Annotated in this window: 14 protein-coding genes, 2 pseudogenes and 1 riboswitch; of the genes and pseudogenes, 10 read left to right on the top strand and 6 right to left on the bottom strand. The window is 69.6% G+C overall.

Annotation, left to right across the window (positions count from 1 at the left end):
• Positions 1–39: 39 nt before the first annotated feature.
• Together FNV62_RS47450 and FNV62_RS58210 are read left to right on the top strand one after the other, a co-directional pair.
• Entirely contained in the window at positions 40–2,817 is a 2,778-nt protein-coding gene (locus FNV62_RS47450; protein WP_143629671.1) for a hypothetical protein, read from the top strand.
• A gap of 63 nt (positions 2,818–2,880) precedes the next feature.
• Positions 2,881–3,032, top strand: a pseudogene (locus FNV62_RS58210) (TetR/AcrR family transcriptional regulator); the annotation flags it as partial.
• Between the two features lie 13 nt (positions 3,033–3,045).
• Here FNV62_RS58210 and chvE read toward each other — a convergent pair.
• Positions 3,046–4,134 (bottom strand): multiple monosaccharide ABC transporter substrate-binding protein, encoded by a 1,089-nt coding sequence (chvE, locus tag FNV62_RS47445; RefSeq protein WP_143629669.1) that lies wholly within the window; start codon positions 4,132–4,134, stop codon positions 3,046–3,048.
• A gap of 806 nt (positions 4,135–4,940) precedes the next feature.
• On the opposite strand from chvE, the gene FNV62_RS47435 reads away from it, so the two are divergent.
• Positions 4,941–6,695, top strand: coding sequence for an ABC transporter ATP-binding protein (locus FNV62_RS47435; RefSeq protein ID WP_097287924.1), 1,755 nt, complete (start codon positions 4,941–4,943; stop codon positions 6,693–6,695).
• Between the two features lie 134 nt (positions 6,696–6,829).
• Here FNV62_RS47435 and FNV62_RS47430 read toward each other — a convergent pair whose 3' ends face one another.
• Complete coding sequence (locus FNV62_RS47430) at positions 6,830–7,120, bottom strand: hypothetical protein (protein WP_054236541.1); 291 nt, start codon at positions 7,118–7,120, stop codon at positions 6,830–6,832.
• 172 nt (positions 7,121–7,292) lie between these two features.
• On the opposite strand from FNV62_RS47430, the gene FNV62_RS47425 reads away from it, so the two are divergent.
• Positions 7,293–7,658 carry a nuclear transport factor 2 family protein gene (locus tag FNV62_RS47425; RefSeq protein ID WP_054236542.1) on the top strand — a complete coding sequence of 122 codons (366 nt, stop codon included), beginning with the start codon at positions 7,293–7,295 and terminating at the stop codon, positions 7,656–7,658.
• Positions 7,659–7,682: 24 nt separating this feature from the next.
• Here FNV62_RS47425 and FNV62_RS47420 read toward each other — a convergent pair whose 3' ends face one another.
• A complete protein-coding gene (locus FNV62_RS47420; RefSeq protein WP_263986809.1) occupies positions 7,683–8,297 on the bottom strand; it encodes a MarR family winged helix-turn-helix transcriptional regulator in 615 nt (204 codons plus the stop codon).
• A gap of 59 nt (positions 8,298–8,356) precedes the next feature.
• Here FNV62_RS47420 and FNV62_RS47415 point away from each other — a divergent pair, with 59 nt between their 5' ends.
• Both FNV62_RS47415 and FNV62_RS47410 read left to right on the top strand, forming a co-directional pair.
• On the top strand, positions 8,357–9,301 hold the full coding sequence (locus FNV62_RS47415; protein WP_143629667.1) for a hypothetical protein: 945 nt from the start codon (positions 8,357–8,359) through the stop codon (positions 9,299–9,301).
• Between the two features lie 17 nt (positions 9,302–9,318).
• Positions 9,319–9,405: riboswitch (ZMP/ZTP riboswitch) on the top strand.
• A gap of 23 nt (positions 9,406–9,428) precedes the next feature.
• The gene (locus FNV62_RS47410) at positions 9,429–10,280 is read left to right on the top strand and encodes a bifunctional 5,10-methylenetetrahydrofolate dehydrogenase/5,10-methenyltetrahydrofolate cyclohydrolase (RefSeq protein ID WP_097287921.1); all 852 of its coding nucleotides are present in this window, start codon (positions 9,429–9,431) and stop codon (positions 10,278–10,280) included.
• A 117-nt stretch (positions 10,281–10,397) separates the two neighbouring features.
• Here FNV62_RS47410 and FNV62_RS47405 read toward each other — a convergent pair whose 3' ends face one another.
• Both FNV62_RS47405 and FNV62_RS47400 read right to left on the bottom strand, forming a co-directional pair.
• On the bottom strand, positions 10,398–11,384 hold the full coding sequence (locus tag FNV62_RS47405; protein WP_143604273.1) for a CU044_5270 family protein: 987 nt from the start codon (positions 11,382–11,384) through the stop codon (positions 10,398–10,400).
• Entirely contained in the window at positions 11,377–11,940 is a 564-nt protein-coding gene (locus tag FNV62_RS47400) for an RNA polymerase sigma factor (protein ID WP_143604272.1), read from the bottom strand. The genes FNV62_RS47405 and FNV62_RS47400 overlap by 8 nt, the downstream gene beginning before the upstream one ends.
• A 9-nt stretch (positions 11,941–11,949) precedes the next feature.
• Here FNV62_RS47400 and FNV62_RS56335 point away from each other — a divergent pair.
• From FNV62_RS56335 to FNV62_RS47380, 4 genes and pseudogenes are all read left to right on the top strand, one after another.
• Positions 11,950–12,207 (top strand): annotated as a pseudogene (locus tag FNV62_RS56335) (hypothetical protein); the annotation flags it as partial.
• A 244-nt stretch (positions 12,208–12,451) separates the two neighbouring features.
• On the top strand, positions 12,452–13,651 hold the full coding sequence (locus tag FNV62_RS47390; RefSeq protein ID WP_186003052.1) for an IS30 family transposase: 1,200 nt from the start codon (positions 12,452–12,454) through the stop codon (positions 13,649–13,651).
• Positions 13,635–15,230 (top strand): cytochrome c oxidase subunit I, encoded by a 1,596-nt coding sequence (ctaD, locus tag FNV62_RS47385; protein WP_225900645.1) that lies wholly within the window; start codon positions 13,635–13,637, stop codon positions 15,228–15,230. The genes FNV62_RS47390 and ctaD overlap by 17 nt, the downstream gene beginning before the upstream one ends.
• Entirely contained in the window at positions 15,227–15,574 is a 348-nt protein-coding gene (locus FNV62_RS47380) for a hypothetical protein (protein WP_143610390.1), read from the top strand. The genes ctaD and FNV62_RS47380 overlap by 4 nt, the downstream gene beginning before the upstream one ends.
• On the opposite strand, the gene FNV62_RS47375 is transcribed toward FNV62_RS47380, so the two are convergent.
• On the bottom strand, positions 15,561–16,520 hold the full coding sequence (locus FNV62_RS47375) for a polyprenyl synthetase family protein (protein WP_225900644.1): 960 nt from the start codon (positions 16,518–16,520) through the stop codon (positions 15,561–15,563). The genes FNV62_RS47380 and FNV62_RS47375 overlap by 14 nt on opposite strands.
• Positions 16,521–16,564 lie beyond the last annotated feature (44 nt).

The following is a 16,564-nucleotide window of genomic DNA, read 5'->3' as shown; positions in this document are numbered from 1 at the left end:
GACGGGGCGCCCGCGCTCGAAGTGTGAGGAGGGGGATCCTTGAACCGTACCCGGCGCATAGCGGTCACCGCCGTGGCCGTTCTCGCGGCCCTGGCGGGCTCACCGGGACTGGCCCAGGCTCAACATCCGTCCAAGGTGCAGCCGTTGACGCAGAGGGCGGACAGCGCACTGCCGCCGGGCTGGCGCGTCACCGGGAAGGGCGTCGCGCGTGAGCTGGTCTGGCGGTCGGACAGGCCCGTGCCCGTGGGCGACGCCCGTGTCGAGTTCCACGCGGCCGGCCGACTGCTCGGCCTACCGAAGGAGGCCAAGGACGGCCACACGTTCCGACTCGCCCTCCACGGAGCCACCCCGCTCAAGGATCTTCAAGTCCTGGCGGCCGGACGCCGGTTGGACGCACCTGCCGACAACACCGGCGAGAGACCGAGGAACTCCCTGACGGTCGCGCAGCCCCCGGCCCCACTCCCGGCGAACTCCGTGGACCCGGGCAGACCGGGCGGGTACCGCACGGTCACCGGCGAGTACCACCTCGACCCGGTGAAGCTCCCCGGCTTCGCCCGGCCGGTCGAGATGCAGGCCGTCGTCGTCGCGCCCACCGGCGCCACCGGCAGGCGACCGCTCGCCCTGTTCCTCCACGGCCGCCACGCCACCTGCTTCAAGCCGGGCGGGTCCGAGGACGACGTGACCCTCGAGTGGCCCTGCTCGGCCGGCACCCGGCCGATCCCGAGCCACAGGGGCTACCTGAAGGACCAGAAGCTGCTGGCCTCGCAGGGCTATGTGACGGTGTCGATCTCGGCGAACGGCATCAACGGCCAGGACGGGGACGTCGAGGACGGCGGTGCGCAGGCGCGCTCCTCGCTGGTGCGACAGCACCTCGCCCAGTGGGCCGGCTGGGCCGCCCACCCGGGCACCGCCCCGGCGGCCGTGCCCGACGCGGCGAAGGCCGACCTGTCCCGCGTGCTGCTCGTCGGCCACTCGCGCGGCGGCGAGGGCGTCAACCGGGCCGCCATGGACAGCCTCTACCCGCCGCCCGCCGCGCAGGACGGCTACCAAGGCCCGGTGCGCTGGAAGATCCGCGGGACCGTCCTCATCGGACCGACGATCTTCGGCCAGAATCCGGTGGCCGACGTACCGTCCACGACGATCCTCCCCGGCTGCGACGGCGACGTCTCCGACCTCCAGGGCGAGGTGTACGTCGACGGGACGCGCGGGGTCGGCCGGGGCACCGCCCTGCACAGCGCCGTCTACGTGGTCGGCGCCGACCACAACTTCTTCAACACCGAGTGGACGCCGGGCAAGTCCGAGGCACCCTCCTTCGACGACTTCTGGGACGACCCGGAACAGCGGCCCGACCCGGTGTGCTCCACGGGCGCCCGCACCCGGCTGACCGCCGACCAGCAGCACCAGGCCGGCGCCACCTACATCGCCGCCGCGGCACGACTGTTCGTCGCCGGCGACGACCGGGTGCGCCCGCTCCTCGACGGCTCGGGCCGGCGCGCCCCCTCGGCCGACCCGGCCCGCGTGCTGACCCACGCGGTCGGCGCCCGCCGCACGGGCGGCTTCCTGCCCGACGCCCCGGTGAAGGTGACCGGCGGCAGGCTGTGCTCGGCGCTCGACCCCGACCCGGCCGTGGCATGCCTCGACCCCGACGCCGCGGGGAGGTCGCCGCACTTCGCGCGGTGGTGGACGGAGAAGGAGGCCGGCCGCGGCGCGGTCGCGCTGAAGTGGTCGGCGCCGGGCGCGCCGACAAAGATCCGTCCCGCCGCTCCGGTGTCCCTTTCGGGCGCCAAGAGCCTTGCGCTTCGCGTGTTCGTGCCGCCGAACACGACCGGCACCGAGCTGGACGTGGCCGTCACCGACTCCAACGGCCGCCGGGCCGAGCTCGGCCAGGTCCAGGTCGACGGGCTGCCGGGCACCGACCGCACCGCCTCCTACTGGGCGCGCGAGCTGCGCGTCCCGCTCACCGCGGCCATCCGCGCCGGCCTCGACCTGAGGTACGTCAAGTCCCTTGATCTGACACCGCGTTCACCGTCCGGACGGGCCTGGCTTCTGGATGCCTGGGGCTGGGCGCCCGGTACCCCGGCGGCCAGGGCCGCGACGCTGCCGCGCGTCGACATCGGCCGACTCACCGTCAAGGAGGGCGACTCGGGCACCCTCACCTACCACATCCCGGTCCAGGTCTCCGGGCACGGCAGCGGCACGGTCCGCTTCTCCGTCCTCGACCCGGACACCGGACAGGCCAAGGACGAGCTGGTCACGGTACGGCCGGGCAGCTCCCCCATCGACGTGCCCGTGAAGGTGAAGGGCGACACACGCTTCGGCTATGACGAGCAGTACGACGTCGTCGCGAAGGCCGTGCGCGGCGCCGTCATCGGCTCGTACCGGGGCGGGGTCACCGCGGTGAACGACGACCCCGCGCCCTCGGTCACCCTGACGCCGGTCACGGACCGGGTGACCGAGGGAGGGACGCTGACGTGGCGGCTCTCGCTCTCCGAACCCGCCGAGGTGGACATCCTGCAGCCGATGCGGGTGCTTGCGGTCACCGAGGGCGCCGAGCTGTCCACCAAGGACGTGGACCCGCGGTGGCTGATGGACCGCGCAGGTGAGCTCCCCGACCCGGAGCGCGCGCTCTCCCGGGCGAACCTGTGGCTGGGGACGGACATCCCGGCCGGGAACACCACCGCCGACTTCACCGTGCCGACGGTGACCGACCAACTGGCCGAGCCGGCCGAGTCGCTACGCCTCGCGCTGACCGACGACAACGCCGAACCGCTTCCCGGCCGTCCCGTGCTGACGGGCACGGTGGTGGACGCACCGTAAACCGCCCTGCGCAGGGGGCATGGACAGCGTGGTCCATGCCCCCTGTGTGTCACCGAGGGACGCATCATGGCGACGGATTCGCCGGTCTTCGACAACGCCCGTTCCCAGATGGGCCCGGCCCTCCACCGACTGCTCGCCACGGGCGCAGCACCGGTACGATCCGCGACGGCGTCCAGGGGAGGACGGTCCTGCGTGCGCTGGGCGGCATGACAGGCCATGGCCGTTCGGCTACTTGAGCTCGGCGTCGGTGTAGTAGCCGCCCGCGACCAGAACACTGTCGTAGTTGGTCTTGTCGACGCTGATGGGCTGCAGCAGGTAGGCGGGCACGACCTTGGCGCCGTTGTCATAGGTCCTGGTGTCGTTGAGCTGAGGCTTCCTCTTGTTGAGCACGTCGTCGACCATGTTCGCGGCGACATCGGCGAGCAGTCGGCTGTCCTTGTAGACGGTCTGCGCCTGCTGACCCGCGATGATCGACTTGACCGAGGCCAGTTCGGCGTCCTGCCCCGTGATGACCGGGAGGGGCTTGCTGAGGGAGCCGTAGTCGTTCGACCTCAGCGCCGCCAGGACGCCGATGGATATGCCGTCGTACGGCGACAGGACCGCGTCCACCGTCTTCGTCTTGTACGACGTGGCGAGGATGTTGTTCATGCGCTTCTGCGCGGTGGCACCGTCCCAGCGCAGGGTGGTGACCTGGTTGAGCGCGGTCTCGCCGGATCGGACGACCAGTTGCTTGCTGTCCAGGAACGGCTGCAGAAGGTGCAACGCGCCGCTGAAGAAGTACTTGGTGTTGTTGTCGTCGCTGGAGCCGGCGAACAGCTCGATGTTGAACGGACCCTTGCCGTGCTCCAGGCCGAGCTTGTCGATGATAAAGCGGGCCTGGAGCCGGCCGACCTGCTCGTTGTCGAAGGAGGCGTAGTAGGTCACGTTCTTGGTGCCGAGGATGAGCCGGTCGTAGGAGATCACCGGGATGTTCGCGTCGGCGGCCTGCTGGAGCACCTTGTTCAGCGACTTGTTGTCGATGGCCGCGATGATCAGTGCGCTGACGCCCTGCGTGATCAGGTTCTCGATCTGCGAGACCTGGGTTGCCGGGTCGTTCTCGCCGTACACCAGCTTGGTCTTGTACCCATTGGCCTGTAGGTCCTTGACGACGCTCTTGCCGTCGGTGATCCAGCGCTCGGAGGCCTGGGTCGGCATGGCGATGCCGATCGTGCCGCCCTTGGAGCTGCCCGTGCTGCTCTGGCCGCCGCAGGCGGACATGGTGAGGGCGACGGAGGCAGTTCCGGCGATGGCGGCGAAGGCGGCTCTGCGATTGCGCATGGTGATCGTTCCTTGTTCTTCTCGTCGTTGAGAAAGATGACGGCGTGTCAGATGTCTGTGAGGAGGCGAGGGTGGAGCGAGCCGGGCGGCCGACGAGCGGGTCGAGCGCGAGTCGGTGCCGTGCCGCAGCCGGAATGAGATCCCCGCGTATGGGTGCCGTACGGGTGGATCCCGGACGCCCTGAACAACCCGAACGTGAGGTGAAGCGGTGCGCCGCGGCGGATCGGCTCGGCGACCTTGCAGATCCGCACGCAACCACCGAGGTCGTCGGGGTCTTTGGTGCGCATCTCCACGGGAGTGAGCCACCAGTATTCCCCGGCGAGATGACTGACGGTCAGGTTCTGGGCAACATTGTGGAGTTGGGCCTCATGAGCCTCGGCGCCTCGCGGATCGCCGATCGACGCGCCGTGGCCCAGACATCCGGGTCTTGCCGATTCGCGTGACCCCTCCGCCGGTGCGCACCTGAACGTACGTCGGGCCGCGCCGCGGGGTTACGTCCACACGTGTTCCAACTCCGGTGATGCACAGGGCAGTTGCCTTTCAACCGTTCGAAATGTCGTCACACGTTCGGAACGTAGGCGTGACCCTAGGAGGGCGGGCGCGGGGTGTCAACGGGGGAGGACTGGTAAGGATTCCGGAAAGGTGTTGTAGATTCGCTCCCTGAAAGCTCGGGCCTGTGCTCCCCGTAGGACTGTGTCACTGGTGAGGCAGGCGAGGCCGCCTCTGACACCGGGTGGCCCGTTCCCCTCCGGAGGCCGCGCCGACGTAGCCTGAATGCTCCGCACCGAACTCCCGCTAGGAGCACCGTGAGCATCGCAGAGCCGCACGCCGGACCGCCCGCCTGGCGGCTGCTCCTCGGGTACGTACGACCGCATCGATGGGCGCTGCTGGCGGGCGCGTTGCTGGCGCTGACGACGGGCGCCACCGGTCTGGTGCTGCCGCTGGTGGCCCGGGGGCTCATCGACGACCTGTCGCACGACCGGCCCATCGGGCGGGCGCTCATCGGCATGGCGGCGCTGGTGGTCACCAACGCCGCGGTGGGGGCGCTGGGTTCGTACGTACTGCGGCGCACCGCCGAGTCGGTGGTGCTCGGCGCGCGGCGCGCCCTGTCCTCGTATCTGCTGCGGCTGCGGATACCGGCCGTGGACCGCAGCGAACCGGGCGACCTGATGGCCCGCATCACCTCCGACACCACGCTGCTGCGCGAGGTCACCACCGATTCGCTGGTGGGCATCGGCACCGGCGGCCTCACCCTGGTGGCGACGGTGGTGATGATGGGCCTGGTCGACGTGGTACTGCTCGGCGTCACCCTGGGGGTGATCCTGTGCGCGGGCACGGTGCTCGGCGTGATCGTGCCGCGCATCAACCGGGCCAGCAAGCAGGCCCAGGACGCCGTGGGCGTGATGGGCGCCTCGCTGGAGCGGATCCTGGGCGCGCTGCGCACGGTCAAGGCGTCGGGTGCCGAGCACCGGGAGGAGCAGACCATCCACGCGGCGGCCGAGGAGTCCTGGCGGCAGAGCGTACGGGCCGCCAAGTGGTCGGCCGCAGCGGGCAACACGGCCGGTCTCGCGATGCAGATCGCCTTCATCACGGTCCTCGCGGTGGGCGGCGCACGGGTCGCGACCGGCGCCATCCAAGTCGGCACGCTGGTCGCCTTCCTCCTCTACGTCTTCTATCTGATGTCGCCGATCCAGCAGGTCGTGGGGGCGATCACCCAGTACCAGACCGGCGCCGCCGCGCTCGCCCGCATCCAGGAGGCGCTGCGACTGCCCGCCGAACCGGACGCGCTGCCCGCACCGCTGCCGACCCCCGGCGCCGCGCCGGCCGCGCTCGCCTTCGACGACGTCCGCTTCCGGTACGCCGACGACCTGCCGTACGTCCACCACGGCGTGACCTTCTCCGTCCCCGCCCGAGGCATGACCGCCTTCGTCGGCCCCTCCGGCGCCGGCAAGACCACCGTGTTCTCGCTGATCGAGCGGTTCTACGACCCCGAGGCGGGCGTCATCACGGTCGACGGCCTTCCCCTGGAGCAGTGGGACCTGCCCCGGCTCCGGTCGGCCATCGGGTACGTGGAGCAGGACGCCCCGGTCCTGTCCGGCTCCCTGCGTGACAACCTGCTGCTGGGCAACCCGGAGGCCGACGACGCCGATGTCACACGTGTGCTGAAGACGACCCGGCTCGACGGGCTGGTCGCCCGGCTGCCGCGCGGCCTGGACACCCTCGTCGGGCACCGCGGCACCAAGCTGTCCGGCGGCGAACGCCAGCGGGTCGCGATCGCCCGCGCGCTGCTGCGCCACCCCCGGCTGCTGCTCCTGGACGAGGCGACCTCGCAGCTCGACGCGGTGAACGAGGCCGCGCTGCGCGACACGGTCGCCGATGTGGCCCGCACGACCACGGTCCTGGTGGTCGCGCACCGGCTGTCCACCGTGACGATGGCCGACCGCATCGTCGTCATGGACGCGGGCCGCGTACGCGCCGTGGGCACCCACCGGGAACTGGTGGCCGGGGACCCGCTCTACGCGGAGCTGGCCGCGACCCAGTTCCTCGCGACGGCGGGCTGAGGAGAGCGGATCGTCGCGCGTTCTCCGTACGAAGTTTCCTTCACTCGACCCGGGACACATATGTCTGCCCCCGGCACGGGGTGCCGGGGGCGGACGCGGGCGGACAGGCCAAGGCCCGACCCGAAGGACAGGGCCTAGGCCTGGAGGCCCGGGAGGAGTCCGGTGACCGGGGCGACCAGGTCGGTGACCTGGTGCAACTGGTTGAGGTCGTTCAGGCGGTTGAGTCCGCCCAGTTGCTCGGAGATTCGCGGGATGTCGGCCTGGTGCTCCGCGGGGATGTCGCTGACGGCGAGCGCGTCGAGCTGGGTGATCGGGTTCAGCTTCCCCGCGTCCGGGGCCTCGGCCGCGGACGCCATCGGCGCGGCGAGACCCGTGACACCGACGGCGAGACCAACGGCGGCGACCATACGTCGTGTTGAGATCATGCTTGCAGCAACGGTCCCGGACGGCGCGCGGTCACGGCCGTCCCCCGCCCCTCACCCGAGAGGCGCATCGCACCGGCTGGGCTTGCCGTGGGCCATGGGGCGGAGGAGGCTCGGTAGAGAGGCCCTTCGCGGTCCCTTCCTTAGCGGATCGCGGCCTTCCAAGGAGGTCGACATGGGCACCATGGCAGGCCCCGCCTTCGACACCGAAGCGCTACGCCGGGGCATAGAAGGACACAATGCGGCGGATCTCCTGTCGCTCTATGCGGACGACGCGGAAATGACCATCGTCGACCGCAACACCCAGCCAAGTCACCCGATGATCAAACACGGTCGCGGCGAGATCGCCGAAATGCTCAACGACGTCTACAGCCGCGACATGACCCACAAGTTGGAAGAGTGTGTCGTCCAGGGCGACCACGTCGCGTTCACCGAGTCCTGCCAGTACCCGGACGGCGTGCGGGTACTCGCCAGCTCGATGATCTCGCTGCGGGACGGCAAGATCGTCGAACATACGCTGCTCCAGGCATGGGACGAGTAGGAAGGAACTGGCCGAAGGTCCAGATCAACTCTCGCCTGACCTGGACCTTCTCGGCGAAGGCCGCGATGGGTCGCTCGCGCTCGCAGCGCCCTCGGCTGCCACGACCAGTTTCCGCAGCAGGTCTGCGAGCGTCCGCTTCTCTGCTGGGCTCAGTACTGCGAGCAGCGCGTTCTCACCCCGGTCCTCCGACACCGCGTGCTGTTCGAACGCGGCGTATCCGGCGTCGGTGATCCGCACCTCCACGCGACGCCGGTCGGCCGTGTGGTGGGTACGGGCGATCAGCCCCTCCTCCTCCAGCGGACCCAGCCGCGCCGACAGGGCGCCGCGGGTCAGCCCGAGCATGTCGGCGAGCTGCGAGGGGCTCGCCGCGTAGGGCGGGCCGAGTCTGCGCAGCATCAGCAGCACCTTGAACTGCCAGTGCTGCAGCCCGTCGGAGTCGAGCACGTCCCGGCGGGCCTGGGCCGCGTGCCGGGCCAGGATCGCGAGCCGGACGAAGATCTCCTCCTTGACCGGGTCCATCCAGTCGAGCTCCTTCGCCCAGACCGCGACGTGCCGGTCGACCGAGTCCGCCGCCGACGCCTGCCCCCGCGCGGACTTCGCCTCTCCCGCCATCACCTCTCCCGCCTTCACATCTTCCATGCGCCACTCCGTAGATGGTTTTCTTGTGGATAGTTTTTCTGATTACTACTTTTCTCGCCATGACGAACACCGCAAGTACCCTTCGTACGGCCGTACCGCTCGACGAACTCATTGCCGCTGCAAGGGAGTTGAGGATCGGCGGTCGTTGGGAGCGCGCTGCGCGCCTGCTCGACTTGGGCGAGGCGACCGATCCGAGGTCCCGTGCCCTCCTCGCCCTGGCCGCCGCCGAAGTCGCCCTGGAGAGCGACTGGTTCGGCGGGACCGCCCTGGCGGAGCCACGGCTCGCCGCCGCCGAGGAATGCGTCGAGGTCCTCATCGCGAGCCTCGACGGGAAACCCGCTGATGAGGCGCAGTCCGACATCCGCTGGGATCTGGACTTCCTCCGGCTGCGTCACGGCTACCTCGGGCAGGTGCGCGTCGACGGTGCCTTCCGTGCCGGACCCGACGGCAAGGATCCGGACGCGCGGGACGCCCTCCGCACGCACGCCGAGCGGCTGCGCGGCGAGGCCCCGGACGACGTGCGCCGGGGCTGGGCCGAGATGTATCTGGGCCTCGTCGCCGACAACCTCTTCGCCGAGCGGGACGTCGCGCCCGGCCACTACGAAGCCGCGCTGAGCGCCGGTGAAGCGGGTGAGGCACGGGGAACGGGTGAAGCCGGCGGCTCACACGACTCCGGTGACGACCTGCTCGTCCGTGAAGCGCTGCGGCACCTCGGCGATCACGACCACGATCACGGTGACCACGCACGGGCACGGGAGCGCTGGAGCAGGGCGACCGAGCTCGGCGCCCGGGCCGGGACCGTCCCCGGCACCCTCTCGCAGCAGCTGCTCCTGGCGGTGCTGACACGCGACGCGGGCGACGAGGCCGGGGCCGTCGCGATGGTCCGCGAGATCGCCCGCTGGGCGGGGGCCATCGGCGCCGTGACCACCGAGGCACAGGCCAGGGGGTTCCTGGCCGGGGTCGACCCGACGGCGCCGCCCGCTCCCGCCGAGTCGGACAGCTGATCGTACGAGCTACCCTGGTCGCGGGCCGTGACTGGCGCTGAGGTGGACTACCACCGGGGAGCGGCCTGACGAACGGGTCTTTGCCGCGCGCCTGGGCGATTGTGTCAGCGACGCTCAGGAGTAGCTCATGTCCCAGGCCCAGCTCATGGACGGCGCGGGTCTCGCGCGCCGTATCGTCGAGGAGACCGCGAAGCGCGCGGCCGCGCTCACCGGGCGCACGGGGACGGCACCGTGTCTCGCGACGGTACTGGTCGGCGAGGATCCCGCCTCGGTCACCTACGTCCGCATGAAGCAGAACCGCAGCCGCAAGGCCGGCATCGAGTCCCGGCACGTCGCCCTGCCCGCCGACACCACCACCGCCGAACTGGTCGACACGCTGAAGGCGCTGTCGGGCGACCCGACCGTGCACGGCATCCTGCTCCAGCACCCCGTCGGACCGCACATCGACGAGCGGGCGGCGTTCGAGGCCATCGCGCCGGAGAAGGACGTCGACGGGGTGACGCTCAGCTCGTACTCGGCGATGAGCTTCGGGCTGCCGGGCTTCGTGTCCTGCACCCCCGGCGGCATCATGCGGCTCCTCGACGAGTACGACGTCGACCCGGCGGGCCGGCGCGCCGTCGTGGTGGGGCGCAGCGCGATCCTCGGCAAGCCGGTCGGGATGCTGCTGCTCGGCCGCGACGCGACGGTGACGTACTGCCACTCGCGGACGACCGATCTCCCCTCGGTCGTCCGCGAGGCGGACATCGTGGTGGCCGCCGTGGGCCGGCCCCGGCTGATCCGCGGTGAGGACATCAAACCGGGAGCCGTCGTGATCGACGCGGGCTACAACCCCGGAAACGTCGGCGACGTCGACTTCGACACCGCCCGCGAGCGGGCCCGGCTGATCACACCGGTGCCGGGCGGTGTCGGCCCGATGACGATCGCGGTCCTGCTGGAGCAGACCGTGACCGGGGCCGAGCGCCAACTCGGCCTCCGGTAAAGCGTTTCCGCCTCGCCCACAGCGTTTCGGATTCGGCTGGAGCGTTTGGGATTCGGCTACGGCCTTTCGGGTTCGGCTACAGCGTTTCGGGTTCGCTCACAGGACTTCGGTCCGCGCTCAACGCATCCACGCGCTGTACGACATCACGTCCCCGGCCTTGACGCCGTACTCGGGATCGTCCTTGGTGACGGTGTCCTCGATCCCGAGTACGGCGCCGCTCCTCGGGTCGAGGACCAACATCCGGCGCGCGGAGTGTGCGGTGTCCTCGTACACGTACGCCTGCCCCTGCCTGCCCAGCCGGTCGGTGACCGCTCCGGCCGGGCGCAGCCCCTTCGCGTCGGCGAGGACGCGGACGAGCGCGGCGTCCTCACGGGCGCCCAGCGTCCAGTTGTCCAGCAACTCGGCTACGGCGTCGAGGAGTTCGGATGTACCCATGGCCTCGATGCGGTCGATCTCGTCGAGGTAGGCACGCAGCCGCTCGGCGTCGTGCGGCGGCCGGGCCACCGGCGGGGCGTCGCTCCAGCTCGGCGGGTAGGTCCGCCGGCTGAGGACGTGCCCGTCCTCGACCGTGCGGGGGACGGGGTCGGCGTCGGTGACGACCGGCCTGCCCGGATGACGGGGGTCGGTCGCCACGACGAGTTCCGTGTGACTGCCGTCGGCCTTCCAGCGGACCACGCGTTCCGCGGGGAGGGTGATCGGCGGCCGGGCCCCCGGCCCGGAGGTCAGGCTCATGCTCCAGGTCTGTACGTGGGTGCCCTGGACGAGCCGCTGCGAGCCGGCGGACGCGGTCACTCGGTCGGCGAGCCGGTCCAGGGGTACGGGGGTGGAGCCCGCCTCGACGATCAGCGGGCGGGGTGCGGCCACGGCCGGGGTGGTGGTCGATCCCGACAGCGTGAGCGTCAGGACGACGGCACCGACGGCGGCCGCGGTGCCGACGCTCCAGACCCAGCGGCGCAGCGGACGGGGGCTCGTGGGTTGCCGTTCGCCGTGCAGCAGTTGGTTGAGGCGACGCTGCGCGTGCTGGTCGAGGGGGCGGTCGTGGAAGCGGGGGTCGGTGGCCGGCACCGGGTTGGCGCGGCGCAGGATGTCGAGTTCGTCAGCCATGGCCGTGCTCCTTCGGGGTGTCGCGGCGGGGCGAATCATGGCCGCCGGCCACGGTGATGTGCATGCGGTCGATCTCGGTTCTGAGCCGGCGGCGGGCGCGGTGCAGGCGCATGGCCGCGGCGCGGCTGCCACAGCCGAGGGCGACGGCGACCTCGTCGACGCCGAGTTCCTCCCAGGCGGTCAGGCGCAGTACCTCCTGGTCGGCCGGGGAGAGCCGGGCCAGCGCCTCGTGCACCCAGTCGCCCGGCGACGCCGAGTCGGGGCTGTCGACGACCTGTCTGCCGTGCGCGCTCTCGTCGTTGCCGATCCGGTCGAGGAGCCTGCGGCGGCGCCCGTAGCCGCGTACGGCGTTGGCCAGGCAGTGGCGTGCCACCCCGTACAGCCAGGGAAGCGGGGACGGCGGGAGGTCGGACCGGCGCCGCCAGGCGACGGTGAAGACCTCCGCCACCACCTCCTCGACATCACTGCTCCGGCCGTCCAGTCGCCTCGCCACGTAGCGGCTGACCGCCCAGTAGTGCTCGCGATAGGCAGCGGCGAAGGTCTCGTCGTTGCTCATGATCCGTAGGTGTCCGGCAGGTGCGCGATCGTCACAGGTGCGGGTGTGACGCTCGTCGCTTCGTTCAAGTGTGACGGCGGGGCCGCCGGCGGACACAGGCGGGGCATGGAAAGCACCACAGTGACGACGCCGCCCGCAGCCCTTCCCGCGCGTGCGCGGCGTCCTGGACTCGCCGCGGTGAAGTGGCTGACCACCACGGATCACAAGACGATCGGCACGCTGGGTGGATTCAACTGGTCGTCGCAACACTTTGATCTCGGAGGTGTGCGACGTGGCCACGGCGGACTGGAGTTTGAAGACCAGCGATGTTCCGGAGGGTCGGCGTCGGCAGTGGCGCGCTGATCGTGCGTTGCGGCCGGCGATGCGTTCGCCGGGGCGGCCTGATCCGTCTCGAGTCGTGCAGCGCCAGTTCTGGCGACTGATCGCCACGGGGGTCACGACGGTGGAGGCGTCGTTGGCGGTCGGCGTGTCGTGGCCGGTGGGTGCGAGGTGGTTTCGTCACGCTGGCGGCATGCCTCCGATCTCGTTGGCCGAGCCCACGGGCCGGTACCTCGCGTTCGAGGAGCGCGAGGAGATCGCGATCCTCAGGGCGATGAACAAGGGCGTGCGCGAGATCGCCCGCGCCCTGGGGCGTGACCCCGGAACGATCTCTCGCGAACTGCGCCGCAACGCCGCCACGCGCAGCGGCAAGCAGGAGTACCGCGCGACGGTCGCCCAGTGGAAAGCACAGCAGGCCGCCAAGCGCCCGAAGACCGCGAAACTCACAGGCAACGACAGGTTGCGTGAGTACGTGCAGGACCGGCTCGCCGGCGGCGTCCGCCGCCCCGACAACACGATCGTCCCCGGACCCAGGACGCTCGCATGGAAAGGGCTGAACAAGCCGCACCGGCAGGACAGACGATGGGCGACGGCATGGAGCCCGGAGCAGATCTCGCACCGTCTCCCTGTCGACTTCCCCGATGATGAGTCCATGCGCATCAGCCACGAAGCGATCTACCAGGCGCTGTTCATCGAGGGCCGTGGCGCGCTCAAGCGGGAACTGGTCACGTGCCTGCGCACCGGCCGGGCGCTGCGGACTCCCCGTGCACGGTCGCAGAACAAACCGCAGGGGCATGTCACCGCGGACGTCATCCTCAGTGAACGCCCCGCCGAGGCCGCAGACCGCGCGGTCCCCGGACACTGGGAAGGAGATTTGATCATCGGGACGGGTCGCTCCGCGATCGGCACGCTGGTCGAGCGCAGCAGCCGCTCCACGCTCCTGGTGCACCTGCCCCGGCTCGAGGGCTGGGGCGAGAATCCGCCCGTGAAGAACGGCACCTCGCTCGGGGGCTATGGCGCGATCGCGATGAACGCGGCGCTCAGGACGTCGATGACGCAGCTGCCCGAGCAGCTACGCAAAACCCTCACCTGGGACCGCGGAAAGGAACTCTCCGGCCACGCCCAGTTCGCCCTCGATACCGGGACGAAGGTGTTCTTCGCCGATCCCCACTCGCCCTGGCAACGACCGACGAACGAGAACACGAACGGGCTGTTGCGTCAGTACTTCCCGAAGGGCACCGATCTGTCCCGGTGGTCGTCCACGGACCTCGAAGCCGTCGCCATGGCGATCAACAACCGGCCGCGCAAAGTCCTGGGTTGGCGGACGCCGGCCGAGGTCTTCGAAGAACAGCTACGCTCGCTGCAACAGCCCGGTGTTGCAACGACTGGTTGAACTCGCCCTGTATCTGGTCACGGCGTTCGGCTTCTTCTGCGTCGGCGGGATGATGGCGCTGCTGATGCGCGCCGAACTCGCCCGGCCGGGGCTTCAGATCATGTCGAACGAGCAGTTCAACCAGGCGTTCACGATGCACGGCACGATCATGCTGCTGATGTTCGCGACGCCGTTGTTCGCGGGTTTCGCGAACTGGATCATGCCGCTGCAGATCGGCGCGCCCGACGTGGCGTTCCCGCGGCTGAACATGCTGGCGTACTGGCTCTATCTCCTCGGCTCGCTGATCGCCGTGGGCGGGTTCCTGACGCCTCAGGGAGCGGCCGACTTCGGCTGGTTCGCCTACAGCCCGCTGTCGGACGCGGTCCGCTCGCCGGGTGTCGGCGCCGACATGTGGATCATGGGTCTGGCGCTCTCCGGCTTCGGCACGATCCTCGGTGCGGTCAACTTCATCACGACCATCATCTGCATGCGCGCCCCCGGCATGACGATGTTCCGCATGCCGATCTTCGTGTGGAACGTGCTGCTCACGGGTGTTCTGGTGCTGCTGGCCTTCCCCGTGCTGGCCGCCGCCCTGTTCGCGCTGGAGGCGGACCGCAAGTTCGGTGCCCACGTCTTCGACGCGGCGAACGGCGGTGCCCTGCTCTGGCAACACCTCTTCTGGTTCTTCGGCCATCCAGAGGTGTACATCATCGCCCTGCCGTTCTTCGGCATCATCTCCGAAGTCATCCCGGTGTTCTCCCGCAAGCCGATGTTCGGCTACATGGGCCTGATCGCCGCGACGATCTCCATCGCCGGTCTGTCCGTGACCGTGTGGGCCCACCACATGTACGTCACCGGTGGCGTACTGCTCCCGTTCTTCTCCTTCATGACGTTCCTCATCGCCGTACCGACCGGCGTGAAGTTCTTCAACTGGATCGGAACGATGTGGAAGGGGTCCTTGAGTTTCGAGACCCCGATGCTCTGGGCCACCGGCTTCCTGATCACCTTCGTCTTCGGCGGTCTGACCGGCGTGATGCTCGCCTCGCCGCCGATGGACTTTCCGGTCTCGGACTCGTACTTCGTGGTGGCGCACTTCCACTACGTGATCTTCGGTACGGTCGTGTTCGCGATGTTTTCCGGATTCCACTTCTGGTGGCCGAAGTTCACCGGCAAGATGCTCGACGAGCGCCTCGGGAAGATCACCTTCTGGACGCTGTTCGTGGGCTTCCACGGCACGTTCCTGGTGCAGCACTGGCTGGGTGCGAACGGAATGCAGCGCCGTATCCCCGACTATCTGGCGGTGGAGGGCCTGACCACTCTCAACACCGTCTCGACCATCTTCTCCTTCCTCCTCGGCAGTTCCCTCCTGCCGTTCTTCTACAACATCTGGAAGACCGCCAAGTACGGCGAGAAGGTCGAGGTCGACGACCCGTGGGGTTACGGCCGCTCACTGGAGTGGGCGACCTCCTGTCCCCCGCCGCGCCACAACTTCCTCACCCTGCCGCGCATCCGCAGCGAGTCCCCCGCCTTCGACCTGCACCACCCGGAGATCGCTGCCGCGGCCGCACGTCCGGAGACGCCCCGCAAGGAACTGCGATGACGACCATGGACCAGCGACCCCCGTCCCCGCGGACACTCATCGACGAACTGGAGGGCCATCTGCTCATCGAGGCCACCAAGGCCGAGGGACGGACGGAAGCGGCTCGCTTCACCCATTCCCTGGCCTGCCTGACGGACACCCAACGCGAAGAGGTGGAAGAACGCTTCGCGGACAGCTACCTGGCCCTCACCCGCCGCTCCTGGGAACGGACGGCACGGCGCGGCCGGGAACTGCGCGCCGAGTACGAGGCGAGGTACCGCGCACTGCGTCGGCGCCTTTGCGTGGTGTTCCTCCTCGGTGCCGCTTTCGCGCTGGTGGCCTTCGTCTCGGTCAGCCGACGGTGACCTCGCGCGCGAGGTCGGCGCGCAGAAGCATCCTGGACGATTCGTCCACCAGATTCCGTATCACCGACAAGTAGGTCTCGTCGCCACCCAGTTCGTCCAGAATGCGGTGCGCTTCGCCGCGGAACTCGTTGATGTCGTCCTCGTAGCGACCAAGAACGACCGGTGCCAGAAGGGTGTCGATGAGTTCCGCTCGGGCGTCACGGGAAGTTCTCGCGTCTGCTTGCAGCCGCAGGATGCGCGCCGTGGAGCGGGACGCGGACGTATCGAGGGCACATGCCAGGAGATAGGTCACCGTGCCGTTCAGAAGGTCCTCGTTGCGGCCGGACAGGATGTCTTCCTGGTCGTTGGACATCTGCCACAGGATGCCGAAGATATCGCCGAAATCCCGCCAGAGCTCCACTCTCGCCTTCTCGGCATCCGCCAATTCGGCGGCCATTGCGGTGACCATGCTGAAGGGGGCGCCGGACTTCCCTCGGTAGGCCGTGACCACCGAGTCGCGCGTGGCCGTCGCCGCATCTCCGCGCAGATCACTCAACTGGCCTTCGGCCGCGAGGATCCAACACTTCACGACCTCGGCCGACAGGGCGCCGCGCACCGATTCCGGGACGGCCTGCGACTGGACGACGAGCAGAGGGAGTGGAGTCCCGCTGACGAACGCGGCGAGCAGCGCCTCAGCTCCGCCGAGGTCTCCCCCGAGGTGTGCGCTCTGTCCGTCGGCCAGGTCGTCGAGATGGCACGCCGAGATCCACCACAACTCATGCACGACGGCCAACGGCACGGCCGGTTCGGGCGCGCCCGTCTCCACGGCATGCACGATCAGCGGCAGTACCGAGAGCGGACAGGTGAACTCCCGGCTCCGTACGAGTTCCGTGACCGCGGCCCGCACCGCGTCGGCCTGAGGGGCGAGTCTTTCCAGCGTGGCCTGCATCTCCGCGTCGATGTCCATCGAATACCTACGATGAAGATCCAAGTAGGACATGGAACGCACGT

This window comes from Streptomyces sp. RLB3-17 (assembly GCF_007113425.2).
Classification (GTDB): Bacteria; Actinomycetota; Actinomycetes; order Streptomycetales; family Streptomycetaceae; genus Streptomyces; species Streptomyces mirabilis_D.
The sequence above is the reverse complement of the archived record's forward strand: the minus strand, read 5'-3'. Positions and strand labels throughout refer to the sequence as shown.